Annotated in this window: 15 protein-coding genes; 12 read left to right on the top strand and 3 right to left on the bottom strand. The window is 34.8% G+C overall.

Annotated features, from left to right (window positions below; all coding sequences use genetic code 11):
• Positions 1–525: 525 nt before the first annotated feature.
• Positions 526–2586 carry a heavy metal translocating P-type ATPase gene (locus tag ACS127_RS16260; protein WP_440896065.1) on the top strand — a complete coding sequence of 687 codons (2061 nt, stop codon included), beginning with the start codon at positions 526–528 and terminating at the stop codon, positions 2584–2586.
• 241 nt (positions 2587–2827) lie between these two features.
• On the opposite strand, the gene ACS127_RS16255 is transcribed toward ACS127_RS16260, so the two are convergent.
• The gene (locus ACS127_RS16255; RefSeq protein ID WP_440896064.1) at positions 2828–3835 is read right to left on the bottom strand and encodes an AraC family transcriptional regulator; all 1008 of its coding nucleotides are present in this window, start codon (positions 3833–3835) and stop codon (positions 2828–2830) included.
• 127 nt (positions 3836–3962) lie between these two features.
• On the opposite strand from ACS127_RS16255, the gene ACS127_RS16250 reads away from it, so the two are divergent.
• The 7 genes from ACS127_RS16250 (at position 3963) to ACS127_RS16220 (ending at position 10056) form a co-directional block, all read left to right on the top strand.
• Entirely contained in the window at positions 3963–5342 is a 1380-nt protein-coding gene (locus ACS127_RS16250) for a PTS transporter subunit EIIC (protein ID WP_440896063.1), read from the top strand.
• A 17-nt stretch (positions 5343–5359) separates the two neighbouring features.
• Entirely contained in the window at positions 5360–6814 is a 1455-nt protein-coding gene (locus ACS127_RS16245) for a glycoside hydrolase family 1 protein (protein WP_440896062.1), read from the top strand.
• Between the two features lie 290 nt (positions 6815–7104).
• The gene (locus ACS127_RS16240) at positions 7105–7335 is read left to right on the top strand and encodes a hypothetical protein (protein ID WP_440896061.1); all 231 of its coding nucleotides are present in this window, start codon (positions 7105–7107) and stop codon (positions 7333–7335) included.
• Complete coding sequence (locus ACS127_RS16235) at positions 7332–7496, top strand: hypothetical protein (RefSeq protein WP_440896060.1); 165 nt, start codon at positions 7332–7334, stop codon at positions 7494–7496. Before ACS127_RS16240 ends, ACS127_RS16235 begins: the two co-directional genes overlap by 4 nt.
• 237 nt (positions 7497–7733) lie before the next feature.
• Positions 7734–8186, top strand: a complete 453-nt coding sequence (locus ACS127_RS16230; protein ID WP_440896059.1) for a hypothetical protein — start codon at positions 7734–7736, stop codon at positions 8184–8186.
• A 94-nt stretch (positions 8187–8280) separates the two neighbouring features.
• The gene (locus tag ACS127_RS16225) at positions 8281–9366 is read left to right on the top strand and encodes a sensor histidine kinase (protein ID WP_440896058.1); all 1086 of its coding nucleotides are present in this window, start codon (positions 8281–8283) and stop codon (positions 9364–9366) included.
• Entirely contained in the window at positions 9367–10056 is a 690-nt protein-coding gene (locus tag ACS127_RS16220; RefSeq protein ID WP_440896057.1) for a response regulator transcription factor, read from the top strand. It begins immediately after the preceding gene.
• Positions 10057–10169: 113 nt separating this feature from the next.
• Here the strand turns inward: ACS127_RS16220 and ACS127_RS16215 are convergent, their stop codons facing one another.
• Complete coding sequence (locus ACS127_RS16215) at positions 10170–10778, bottom strand: lytic transglycosylase domain-containing protein (protein WP_440896056.1); 609 nt, start codon at positions 10776–10778, stop codon at positions 10170–10172.
• A 266-nt stretch (positions 10779–11044) separates the two neighbouring features.
• On the opposite strand from ACS127_RS16215, the gene ACS127_RS16210 reads away from it, so the two are divergent.
• Together ACS127_RS16210 and ACS127_RS16205 are read left to right on the top strand one after the other, a co-directional pair.
• Positions 11045–11341, top strand: coding sequence for a hypothetical protein (locus ACS127_RS16210; RefSeq protein WP_440896055.1), 297 nt, complete (start codon positions 11045–11047; stop codon positions 11339–11341).
• Between the two features lie 111 nt (positions 11342–11452).
• On the top strand, positions 11453–12292 hold the full coding sequence (locus ACS127_RS16205) for an aldo/keto reductase (protein WP_440896054.1): 840 nt from the start codon (positions 11453–11455) through the stop codon (positions 12290–12292).
• A gap of 60 nt (positions 12293–12352) precedes the next feature.
• Here the strand turns inward: ACS127_RS16205 and sspI are convergent, their stop codons facing one another.
• The gene (gene sspI / locus ACS127_RS16200) at positions 12353–12571 is read right to left on the bottom strand and encodes a small acid-soluble spore protein SspI (protein WP_440896053.1); all 219 of its coding nucleotides are present in this window, start codon (positions 12569–12571) and stop codon (positions 12353–12355) included.
• Positions 12572–12624: 53 nt separating this feature from the next.
• On the opposite strand from sspI, the gene ACS127_RS16195 reads away from it, so the two are divergent.
• Together ACS127_RS16195 and ACS127_RS16190 are read left to right on the top strand one after the other, a co-directional pair.
• A complete protein-coding gene (locus ACS127_RS16195) occupies positions 12625–12753 on the top strand; it encodes a hypothetical protein (RefSeq protein WP_440896052.1) in 129 nt (42 codons plus the stop codon).
• The gene (locus ACS127_RS16190; protein ID WP_440896051.1) at positions 12750–13502 is read left to right on the top strand and encodes a TrmH family RNA methyltransferase; all 753 of its coding nucleotides are present in this window, start codon (positions 12750–12752) and stop codon (positions 13500–13502) included. Before ACS127_RS16195 ends, ACS127_RS16190 begins: the two co-directional genes overlap by 4 nt.
• The last annotated feature ends 142 nt before the right edge of the window (positions 13503–13644 follow it).

Here is a 13644-nt window from a genome sequence, read left to right as displayed (position 1 = left end):
TCTTGTACTACGATGCTAGATCCGTACAAGAGGTTTTTTGTATGCCTGGAGTATATGATTTTTGAAAACGAATATGAGTTTTTTTAAAATGAATTCGGGAATAATTATATTAAATTGACTTTAAAGTTTTTACGCAAGTCAATTATTTATTTCATCTTGGATAAAAAATGGACACATATAAGTTTTGATTTGGTGAATTTTAACACAGACAATGCTTCATAAAATGTCGACTGATTGAAGTTTTATTTTATCGAGTATTTTTCTTGACATTTTCGTTTACAAGTGTAAACTATAAGTATAATAATTGATTACAAATGTAAACGTAAGAGGGAGGATTTTTTTTGAAAGACTTGATGAACTGTAACAAAATAAACTTATCACTGATAACCGTCTGTAAAATTTGGGATAACAATCGTTTTCGACGGGGCGAGTAATCGAAAAGATTTTTGTATTGAAAACTGTCCGCTGATAAAACCCCGCTTTATGGGTTGGAAAAATAAAAATTAGAAAGGAAGTTAGAAAAATATGAGTAAACACGATCATCATCATAAAGGCCATGATCACCATGGTCACCACCACATGAAAAATGAGGAAGATAAAGATCATTCACATCACGATCATCACGATCATCATGATCATCATGGTCATGGACATCACCATCATCATGGAAACTTTAAAGAAATATTCTTTAGGTCACTGCCGATAGGCATTATTATCCTAGTGCTATCGCCAATGATGGGGATTACGCTACCTTTTCAGTTCACCTTTCCTTATTCAGATATTGTTGTCTCTGTTTTAGCAACAATATTGCTGATTTATGGGGGAAAACCATTTTTCCAAGGAGCAATGGATGAATTTAAACAAAAAGCCCCAGGAATGATGGCACTTATTTCTTTAGGTATCTCAGTTTCTTATTTATATAGTATTTATGCAGTGGTTGCTCACTATGTAACTGGCGAACATGTCATGGAATTTTACTTTGAATTTGCCTCTTTAATCTTAATCATGTTGCTTGGACATTGGATTGAAATGAAAGCAATCGGAGATGCTGGAGATGCGCAACAGTCATTGGCTGAGTTATTACCCAAAGATGCTCATGTTGTGTTAGAAGATGAATCAGTTGAGAAAAAACCTGTTTCTGACTTACAAGTCGGCGATATTGTTCGGATTCAAGCGGGGGAAAATATTCCCGCAGATGGGGTCATCGTAAAAGGAGAATCCCGAATAAATGAGGCTCTGTTGACAGGAGAATCCAAGCCAGTTGAAAAAAGTAAGGGTGACGAAGCGATTGGTGGATCAACAAATGGGGAAGGCGTCCTGTATTTAGAAGTACAAGAAACAGGAGATCAGTCATTCATCTCTCAAGTTCAAACACTCATCGGTCAAGCGCAAAAACAAGCATCAAAAGCAGAAAATACAGCTCAAAAAGTAGCGGGTTGGTTGTTCTATATTGCTGTAGCCGTTGCAATTATTGCTTTTATTGTTTGGCTATTTGTTATCGATTTAGAGCAAGCTGTTCTCTTCACGGTAACGACCTTGGTTATTGCTTGTCCACATGCACTCGGATTAGCCATTCCCTTGGTTATCGCTCGCAGTACAAGTTTAGGTGCAAGTCGAGGCGTATTAGTTAAAGACCGAGAAGCATTAGAATTAGCTAAAAAGGCTGATACAATGATTTTAGACAAAACAGGTACATTAACAACCGGGGAATTTAAAGTATTAAAAGTTGATGTATTAAATAATGACTACTCGGAAACAGAAATTGCCGCATTGTTGGCGGGTATTGAAGCCGGTTCAAGTCATCCCATTGCTCAATCGATTGTAAATTATGCTGAAGAACAAAATATTGAAGCTGAGAACTTTGACTCAATTGATGTCGTGTCTGGAGCAGGTGTTGAAGGAGAATCAAAGGGACATCAGTATAAATTAATTAGTCAAAAAGCATATGGGAAAAATATTGATATTGATATTCCAAAAGGTGCGACATTAAGTATTTTAGTAAAAGACGGAGAAGCAATTGGGGCGGTTGCATTAGGAGATGAACTAAAAGAAACAAGTAAAGCATTAATAGAAGCACTTAAAGAATATGGAATAGAACCTATCATGGCTACTGGGGACAATGAAAAAGCCGCACAAGGTATTGCAGAAGACTTAGGAATAGATTACAAAGCGAACCAGTCTCCGCAAGATAAATACCAGCTTGTTGAAAAACTAAAAGACCAAGATAGAATTGTTATTATGGTAGGAGATGGTGTTAATGATGCGCCTTCACTTGCATTAGCAGATGTCGGCTTAGCCATTGGGGCAGGGACACAAGTTGCTTTAGATTCAGCAGACGTTGTCTTAACTCAGTCTAATCCAGGAGATGTTGAATCCTTCATCGAGCTAGCTCATAAGACAACCCGAAAGATGAAGGAAAACCTTGTTTGGGGAGCTGGCTATAACTTTTTCGCTATTCCTTTGGCAGCAGGCGTATTAGCTCCAATCGGATTTACTTTATCCCCTGCAGTAGGTGCCATTTTAATGTCGGCTTCCACTGTTGTCGTTGCCATTAATGCCATGTTGTTAAGATTAAAAAGTGAGTAGTAAAGGAAATTTCATGAGAAATAAATCAGTGAAACAGCTGCTCATGGATCATATATGATAAAAGAGTAATGTGAAAGTAAACCTCCTATTACCGTTTAATAAAAATGGTAATAGGAGATTTTTGTTGAGTTAAGCCTATAATATTTTAAAGGTTGAATGAATTTGATAATTTTTGAATCACATGCTTTACAAGATTTCAAAGACCAAAATGGATTTGTTACACCTAGCTATGGTAGATACTCTAGAAAGGATCAATTGCGTGTTTCTTCTGTTCAAGTTTTCGATAATTTGTTGGTGTATAGCCATACAGGTTGTTAAAGTATCTATAAAATGATGATATATTTGTATACCCTACAGTAGTGGCAATTTGCTCTACCGATAGTGTTGTCGTTTTTAGTAAACGGGCACTTTCCATAATTCTTCGTCTATTCTGTATTTGTTTAAATGTTCTATTCGTACTTTTTTTAATTAAAGAGGAAAGATATTTTGGATGGTATGAAAATTTCTCCGCTAATTCATTCAAAGTACAGTCTTTATAATGTGTATCAATGTACTGGAGTATAGCAATACAATCGTTATTTGTTTGGTGTGAAACTTGTATGAGTTGCTTATTTGAATGGCTATCATACAGTCGTAATAATTCAAAAAAAATCAGTAATAGATAAGAAAACATGGCATCTTTTTGATAACTTAAGTCTTGATGATATTCTATCAATAATGCCTTAAATAAATTCTCGATTTTGACTGCGTTATTTGTTCTAAAGATTAAATAATTATCATGATTGCTTGTATCAGCAATTGCATTGATAAGAAAGTCTAAGATGATATTATCTTTGCCAATTTCATTTAATAAGATCTTTTTAAAATAACTATAATCAATACTGATATTGATGATAATGTCATCTTCATCTATTCGCTTTTTTGAACGAATCACGTGCTTATCAAAAATACACACATCTCCTTTAAAGAGTTCAACTTCGTGATCATCAATAATGTATGTGCATTTTCCCGAGTAAATATAATTTATATTTATATTAGAATGAATATAGTCGGGAACAGCAGTAAATCTTGAGTCTTTTCGAATCATAATCTCCTTTTCATGTAGTTGCGGTAATTCAAATAAATAAACGTCTTTATTCTTCTTTTTGACCTTCTTTATATCATGATAACTGGCAGATAACTGTCCAGGATGATTCAAATAAAATAATTCGCTATCTGTCTTTTTTCGAATCAATTGATCTAAATTCATATCATCACCTTACCTTTTGTTATAGTTTAGCATACATTATGCTATTGTTGAAAGCGGTTTTTCCTTATAGAATAAAAGTAAGTTAAGCGCTTATACTAAATAAATTCAATTATAAGAAGGTGAAGAAATGGCCAATAAAGAGTTAGCCATTGAAATTTTAAAAGGTGTTGGTAGCCAGAATAATGTTAGTACATTAATGCATTGTGCTACCCGATTAAGATTTACATTAAAAGATGAATCTTTATATAACGACAAAGCTATTCAAGCAATAGACGGTGTAATGGGAACAAAAAAGGCGGGCAATCAATATCAGATTATAATTGGTCCAGGTGTTGCAAAAGTATATGGAGAATTGACAGATCTAATAGACTATTCTGTTGAAACGAATGAAGATACTAAAGACGAGAGGCAAAATAATGGTTACTTTAAAAATATTCTAGACACTATTTCAGGACTTTTTACACCTATTTTACCTGCTATAACTGGCGGAGCTATGATCAAAGTCTTACTAATTCTATTAGAAATGACCGGACTGCTTTCTGAGGGATCACAAACCTATCAGATATTAACATTTGTAGGGGATACACCTTTTTATTTTTTACCGATTATGATTGCCTATACAGCTTCTGTAAAGTTTAAGTTAAATCCGATTATTGGTATGTTTTTGGGATTAATGCTTATACACCCGGCTTATATGGATATGGTTTCTTTAGGTGAGTCAGTGAATTTTATTGGATTACCAGTAACTTTAGCCAACTATACTTCTACAGTTATTCCAGTTATTTTAATTATTTGGGTTGCCTCATATGTTGAAATGTTTGCCGATAAAGTTTCTCCAAATGCGATAAAATTCTTTTTTAAACCGTTATTAACTATTTTATTTATGGTTCCAATTGCGTTTATCATCATTGGACCACTTGGTACAATTGTTGGGACATGGTTAGGTGCTGGATTAAATATTATTCAAACAGAAGCTCAATGGTTATTACCGATCATTTTCGGCATTTTATCTCCAATTGTTATTATGTTTGGCATGCACTATGTGGTTACCATTCCACTTGTTATTGCAGCTCTAGAGGTAAATGGCTTTGACATGATTGGACCAGGTTTCTTAGTAGCCAATATGGCACAAGGTGGAGCAGCTTTAGCAATTGGATTATTAACTACTAAGACACAATTAAAAGCATTAGCTAATTCTTCGAGTCTAACTGCGATTTTAGGTGTGAGTGAACCCGCTATTTATGGTGTGAATTTGCGTTATAGAAAACCATTTTTCGCAGCGATGATTGGCGGAGGAATAGGTGGAATTATTGCAGGTGTTATAGGAGTAAAACGAATTGTTTTTGGTCCGACGGGCTTATCAACAATTGCTATATTTATTGATCCGGGAAACAGTTTAAATATTATCTTTGCCATTGTTGCAGTCATTGTTAGTTTCGGCTTATCATTTTTGCTGGCTTATTTATTAGTCAAAAATGATTCTCAAATTATGAATGAAATCAAATAGTAAAGGAGTATGAGATAATGAGTAATTTTCCAAAAGGTTTCTTGTGGGGTGGCGCTATCTCTGGATCTCAAGCAGAGGGTGGATTTAATAAAGGAAAGAAAGGATTAAATACACAAGATTTGAGATACTTTGATGCAAGTTGGGATACTGAAAAACGAACGGAAAATAGAAATATTAATATGACATCAGAACGCTTTAAAGTTGCAAAGAATAGTGAGACAACAGATTTTTATCCATTTCGGAGGGGGATTGATTTTTATCATAACTATGATGAAGATCTTGATCATTTAATAGAATTGGGTATTAAAATCTTTCGTACCTCAATCACTTGGTCTAGGATTTTCCCAAAAGGTGATGAGTCTGAGCCAAATAGAGAAGGTCTGGATTTTTATAAGAAGATGTTTAAGAAATGTCAAGATAATAAGATTAAAGTGTTTGCAACCATTCTTCATTATGATACGCCAGTCCATTTAATTGAAGTGTATGGGGGTTGGAAAAATCGTAAAATGATAGATTTCTATCTGAACTATGCTGAAACATTGTATAGAGAATTAGGAGATTTAGTTGATTATTGGTTACCATTTAATGAGATTAATGCTAATCGTTTCAACCCATATAATGGGTGTTCAATCATTAAAGATGATGAGCCGGACTATTTACAGTCTATTTATACGTGCGGGCACCATCAATTTCTTGCAAATGCACGAGCTGTTGAACTAGGGCATAAATTAGTGCCTGGTGTGCCAATTGGTGGTATGATTGCAAGGTTTACCACTTACCCTGCAACTTGCCATCCAAATGATGTGATGAAAGCACTTGAAGATGAAAATGTAAAAAACTATTTTTATTTAGATGTGATGGCTAGGGGAGCGTATCCTAATTACATGAAGCGGTTTTTTGCTGAAAACCAAATTGAAATTCCATGGCAAGAAGGAGATGAAGCTATTTTAAAAACGAATACAGTTGACTTCTTATCTTTTTCCTATTATATGTCAATGGTTGCAAGTACTGATCCTCAATATGAAAAGTCAAGCGGGAATCTCGTATCTGGAAATAAGAATCCGTATTTAACGGCAAGTGAATGGGGCTGGCAAATTGATCCGGTTGGGTTACGGATTACACTTAATGATATGTATGATCGCTATCACCTCCCTTTATTTATAGCAGAGAATGGTATTGGAGCAGTGGATCAGTTGGAAGATGATCAAGTACATGACACATACCGTATTAATTATTTAAGTGAACATTTTAAGCAGATGAAAGAAGCTATTCATGATGGTGTTGACTTAATTGGTTATACAATGTGGGGGATTATCGATATTGTAAGCTGTGGAACAATCGAAATGTCAAAGCGTTATGGTGTGATTTATGTTGACTTAGATGATGCAGGGCATGGAAGTGGTAGACGCATCAAAAAGGATAGTTTTAAATTTTATCAAGACATTATTCAGACAAATGGAAACAAATTATAAGGAAACTGTCCATCCAATCATATTTGATTAAACAATAGAAAACCTCTTGTACAATGTTAGATGCATGCAAGAGGTTTTTTGCGTTTTATCAGAGAGACTGATTGTTCTACCTTTAGAGAATATCTTCGTGGGAGGATATTCTCTTTTTTTGCTTGTAGATTTATTTTTCAAGTATGACTAAAAGGCTTTGATGTATTTAATAAAAATTTAAGAAGTTGGTTAGAAATTGATAATAACTCGGATGTATATTCATTTTATAGAAAAGAAAATAAGAAAAGGAGAAGATTATATTGATACAAATTGATAAAAAATTAATGTTAAATCTAGCCGTTTTGGCGCTAGTAAGCCCATTGATGAAAATAACCGGATGGATTCACGTATTTGGGAATGAAGCGGTAGGAAGTATTGCAATGACTGCTCTTGTTTCAATTGTTTGGATTGTGATTATTGTAAAAAAAGATGTGGCGCATCCAGTTCAAACATCGATTGGACAGGAGCATGTTATGCAGCTTTTGCAATGATAGTGAACGCTATTTTATCAGTGATTTTAGATGGGGCACTGCAAGGTCCACTAACGAACCCAATTGTACTTGTTGGTGTGTTTATGACGAATATGATTTGGGGAGTCGTATTAGGTGGAATGGCATCAATGGTATTTTATCGAAACAAGGAAGTTAAATAAAATTTATCATGTTATCGCATTGCCGTTGCATAAAAAAATAAAGCTCATGTCAAGGAGAATGTCATGCGAATGCATGACAGAGCAAGCTCTAGCTTGCTCTCTCTAGGTTGTTTGGCAAATTTGACATCAATCAATAAAGTCTATGCAATACCAGTGATGTTATCGGACAATTTCAACTCATCTGAAAATTGCCTTGACTTATAATTCTATGATAAGAAAAAAAGAGGAGTGTTTCTATTGTCTATTCAAAAAATCGAAAGTTATTTAGGTATTTCCATTATGTCTTTACTGCTGTTATCTTTACTCGGTATACCTAGGGTGTTATTACATGATTTTTCACTGATAGAAGAGGGGAGTTTTATAAATCATTTATTTGTATTTGTACCAATGGTGATATGGATTGGATTTATTGTATGGAAGGATGTGAAAAGACCCTTTTTATCATTGGTTGTAGTTGGTTTATTTTATGGGATATTCCTAGCTATTGGCCATCAAATTTTATGGAATGTGGCGTTTGATACACCGATTCAGTTAGGTGGAAATTTAAGTGGATTACCGCAAGGGATTTCAACTAGCATTATTCGTATATATGCTATTTTAAGCAGTGTAACAACAGGAATTGTTGTTGGAATGGTACTGGGGATAATGACTTCATTTATCTATTTTTTGAAGCGAATTTCCTTAAAGTGAGAATCGTGATAGACTAAAATAGAATGTCCTTCAGTATAAGTTTTGTGAAGGATTATCTGTGGTAAATGATTGAAGGAAAAAGGGGATGTCTCGCATGTCTATTCGCAAACGGTTAATTCTATCTAATATCGCAATGATACTTATTCCGATAATTTCTTTATTTGTGGTAGAAATAATGATTGGCTATCTTTTATTTGTTGTCTTCCAAGGAGATATGGAAGGAACAAATATGGAGAATTTTATGAAGCTTCGTTTTATAGCAATTGGATGCATCTTAATTCTGACCAATGGATTATTGACCTATTATGTATCCAAAAGTATTATTAAACCAATCTCCAAATTATCTACTGCCACTAAAAGGATTAGTGAAGGGGATTTAGAGTATAGTGTTCAATCTGATAAAAAAGATGAACTAGGCGAACTTACGAATACATTTGAAGAGATGCGGCTGAAATTAAAAGGAGCAGAGGAAACACAAAGAAGATATGAAGCAAATCGACAAGAATTGATCGCGAGAATTTCTCATGACTTGAAGACACCACTAACATCAATAAAAGGTTATGTCAATGGGATTCAAGACGGTGTTGCCAATACCCCAGATAAAATGAAGCGTTATATGGATACGATTTATCGTACTGCAAATGATATGGATGGATTAATTGATGAATTATTTTTGTATTCAAAGCTTGACCTTCAACGAGAAACATTACAAATGGAGAAAGTAGATTTATATGCCTTTTTTGCTGATTTTATTGAGGAAATGGCTTTTTATCTAGAAAAAGAACAAGGTGAAGCAACATTATTTGTGAAAGAAGCGGAACAATACATTGTTGAAGCGGATCGAGAGAAATTAAGAAGAGTAGTAATGAATCTTATCCAAAATAGTATGAAATATATGAACAAAAGCCAGAAACAAATTCAAGTAAGCCTTGAGACTAGCAAAAATGAAGTCATTGTAGAAATGAAAGACAATGGTAGCGGCATTCGTGAAACGGACCTGCCATTTATTTTCGATAGTTTTTATCGGACGGATGTTTCTAGAAATTCAGCAACAGGTGGAAGTGGTCTTGGCTTATCAATTGTGAAGAAAATTATTCAAGCACAGGGTGGAAGGATTTGGGCAAAGAGTGTGTTAGGCGAGGGCACAAGTATTTACTTTACACTGAAGAAGGTGGCATAAATGCAACATATTTTAATCATCGAAGATGAAAAAGCAATTGCAGAACTGGAGCGAGACTATTTAGAAATAAACGGATTTACTAGTGATATTGCAACGACTGGCGAGGAGGGTTTGCACTTAGCTAAAACGCAAACCTATCATTTAATCTTATTGGATTTAATGCTACCAGGAATTGATGGGTTTGCATTATGTGAGCGGCTTCGTGAAGTGATGGATATTCCCATTTTAATGGTGACAGCTAAAAAAGAAGATATTGATAAAATTCGTGGATTCAATCGTGGGGCAGATGATTATATTGTAAAACCTTTTAACCCAAATGAATTAGTTGCGAGAGTAAAAGCACATATCTCAAGATATAATCGCTTGACTAATAAACAGGAAGTAATGACCAATCTGCTTCAAATCAAAAATATGCGGATTGATTCGAGTGCTCGGCGTGTATATATAGATAAAGAAGAAAAGATACTGACAGCGAAAGAATATGATTTGTTATATTTTCTAGCAACGAATCCCAATATTGTATTCACGAAAGAGTATTTATTTGAAAAAATTTGGGGATACGATGCTATTGGAGACAATACGACAGTAACCGTCCATATCCGAAAAATTCGGGAAAAGATTGAGCGTGATCCATCTGTTCCACAGTTTATTGAGACGATTTGGGGCGTAGGCTATCGATTTCAAAAGTAATCGAGATAAGAGGACTTGCTTTAATGGACGGTTATTTGTAAAAAACTAGTCTTTTCCTCATACCTTTGAGTGAAGACTAGTTTTTAAAATCATATGAAATGTAGTTGTTAAAGCTAAGATCGATATTGATTGATAACTTTTCGAACGTAATTTTGTGTTTCCTTAAATGGTGGAATGCCATTATATTTATCGACATTTCCTGGTCCCGCGTTATAGGCCGCTATAGCTAATGTAGTATTTCCATTATAACGATTGAGCATTTGACGTAAATATTTTGTCCCGCCAAAAATATTTTGTCTAGCATCGAAGGAATTGGTTACACCTAATCCTCTTGCAGTTTGAGGCATCAGCTGCATATAACCTTGAGCACCTGCATGACTAACGGCGTGTTGATTGAAATTAGACTCCATTTTAATCACAGAACGGATTAACTTCTCGTCAACTTGATAAGTGTCAGCTGCTTCTTGAATGATTGTCTCTAAATCTGTCGATAGGCTCGTTTCAATCGGCGTTGTAATGGAAGATGTTTGTTCAAGTATCGAAGGTCTGCCATGTAGTATTTCTCGAATCGTCATTGATGTATCAAACGACATTCCTTCCGGTTGGTTCATCTTTTGTAGGTATAGGTCATTAAATAAGTTGGCTGATTGACGCTGATTGGTTGGTCGTAGATTTTGCATTGATTGTGTTTGCATTAAATGTTGTAAGAAACGAATATCCATCACTATGCTCCTTGCCGTACCATATTTCTATATCCTATTTTAAGACAAGACTCAACAATTAGCAACAGGGAAATTGTTAAATAATTCCGTAGAAATGTTTTACTGGGAGAATTACCAATGATTTAAGCTTCGTTTTAGCTATCCTCATCTCCGAAAAAACCTAAGTTGATGGTTAATTCCTGAAAATCAGGATTGTCTTTCCCTACTAGCCAATTTTTTATGCGTTGCTATAATAATTGTTCTGATTTTGACCCATTTTTTTGCGTATGTTAATCATATTCAGTATTTTTCTGATCTTAAGCTACATTCAAATCGTTATCATCAGTTGGACGATTCAAAAGATGGCAACAGCGATTCGATCAGATATAACGAAGCGATTAGAGAAAACAAGTTACTCAACATATCATGAACGAGAGGTGGAGACGTCAAGTCTAGATGAAGCAAGTGCCTTAAAGATTGAAGAAAAGTTAATCACTCACCAAAATTTGACAGTCATTATGATTACCCATCATTTAAGAAAACAAATTCAAGTCAAACTTGATGGGGTTCTTGCTTTAAGTTAATCCATTTTGCATGCAGGTAAATGGACGTGGTTTTTAGCTTCTGATAGTTTGAGTCCACATAAAAAGAGGTATAATAGCAGTATAATGTTAATTTTCAGAAAGGAGATTGCAATGACTCAAATACCAACAACTTATTTAAATGATGGTGTAGAAATTCCGATGATAGGATTTGGAACGGCTCGTTTGAAAGGTTTTCGAGGAAAAGATGCCATCAGAAATGCACTGAATACAGGTTATCGATTGCTTGATACAGCCTATAATTATGAAAATGAAGGGGCTGTTGGTCGAGCGATTAAGCAAAGTGCGGTATCACGAAAAGACATATTCGTTACCTCAAAATTACCTGGACGTTATCATCAATATGATCAAGCCGTTCAGGCGATTCAAGAATCGCTCTATCGCGCTGACTTAGATTACTATGATCTTTATTTAATTCATTGGCCTAATCCAAATCAAGATGTCTATGTAGAAGCTTGGCAAGCTCTACTTGATGCGAAAAAATGGGGCTTGATTCGCTCGGTTGGCGTTTGTAATTTCTTGCCTGAACACTTGATAAGATTAAAAGAAGAGACAGGTGTGCTGCCGAGTGTTAATCAGGTTGAATTACATCCCTATTTTAATCAATATGAGCAGCGTCAATGGCATGAGGAACATGGTGTGATGACAGAGTCATGGAGTCCACTGGCACTTGGCAAAGACCTGTTTGACCATCCAATCATTAAAGATTTAGCAGACAAATATCAACGAACAAGTGCACAAATTATTTTAAGATGGCACTATCAATTAAAGACAATTAGTATTCCTAGATCATCAAATCCCAAACGACAACTTGAAAATATGTCGATTTTTGACTTTGAACTCGAGTCAAATGATATTGAATTAATTAACAGTCTGAGCAAAGCAGATGGCAGATTGAATAATTTAAATCCAGCCGAGTATGAGGAGTTTTAATGGGATGAGTAAAGCACGAGGAACAATTTTATCACCTCGTGCTTTAGCAATGATAAAAACTTATGCACCTGCGTGCTGAACCCCTTGTTCTAATAATTGAAGCATAGCACTTTTCTTTTCTTGATCAGATTGTTGCCAAATTAATTCAAATAAAACACCTAATCCGGGTAACATTTTCTCTTCGCCGTTTTGAATTGCATCGACAATCGTTGCCTCTAATTCATCTTGACTATTATCTGAAACGTTTGCTAAAATAGCTTTTCTTAAATTTAAATCCATCTTTCGTCACCTCGCATAAAATAATATTTTATAGTGCATGTTCAAAAAGGAGGATGAAAAGTGCAAAGAAGAAATTCACAGCGATTTTTACCGAGCTTTTTGAACAACCTTTTATAAAAATTAGTTTGACCAAATTTAAGACAGATATGTATGATAGTGAAAAGAATAACATTAAAGGATGAAGGAAATGATCACCTCAGTAAAAAATCAATCGATTAAAAATTGGGCTAAGTTAACTCAAAGAAAATACCGTCTTGAACAAGGACTTTTTATTATAGAAGGTGAGCACCTTGTAGAAGAAGCTTTAACAAGTGATTGGGAAATTGAAACGGTTATTATTGAAGCCGGATTTGAACCGCCGTTTGATTTATCCAGTCAGAAAATAGAATTTGTTAGTCATAATGTATTGGCTCATCTAGCTCAAACGAAATCACCACAGGGTATTCTAGCGATTGTAAAAATAAAGGAAACAGGCCGTTATTTAACAAATCGTCTATTGTTACTTGATTCAATACAAGACCCTGGCAATGTTGGAACAATGATTAGAACTGCGGATGCAGCGGGATTTGATGCAGTTATTCTTGGTGATGGGACGGTTGATTTATACAATGATAAATTGATTCGATCTTCACAAGGATCGATCTTTCACTTACCCATTGTTCAGTCGGATCTTTCAACAGAGATTACACGGTTGAAAAACGATGGTGTCGTTATCTGTGCATCAACTTTAGAACAGGCAGTCCCAATTAATACCATTGGAAGTTCGGATAAAATGGCGTTAATGGTTGGTAACGAAGGAAGTGGCATTCATTCAGAATTATTAAAGCAAGCAGATGTTTTAGCTCATATCCCAATTTATGGACAAGCGGAATCATTAAATGTAAGTGTAGCCGCTGGAATTATGATGTATCATATACAGCTTTCAAGTTAGGTAAAATTAAAGCGGAACAAAAAATCATTCCTAAATTGACTTTTTTGTTTCATTAATATGATATATTTTTACGAGAAAACATCGTGTTAAAATAATTGTTTCAAATTAAGTTGCAAACTCGCCGTAAATTTTCTATAATAAT

It is taken from the genome of Amphibacillus sp. Q70 (genome assembly GCF_052055485.1).
In the GTDB taxonomy this organism is placed as follows: domain Bacteria; phylum Bacillota; class Bacilli; order Bacillales; family Amphibacillaceae; genus Amphibacillus.
The sequence above is the reverse complement of the archived record's forward strand: the minus strand, read 5'-3'. Positions and strand labels throughout refer to the sequence as shown.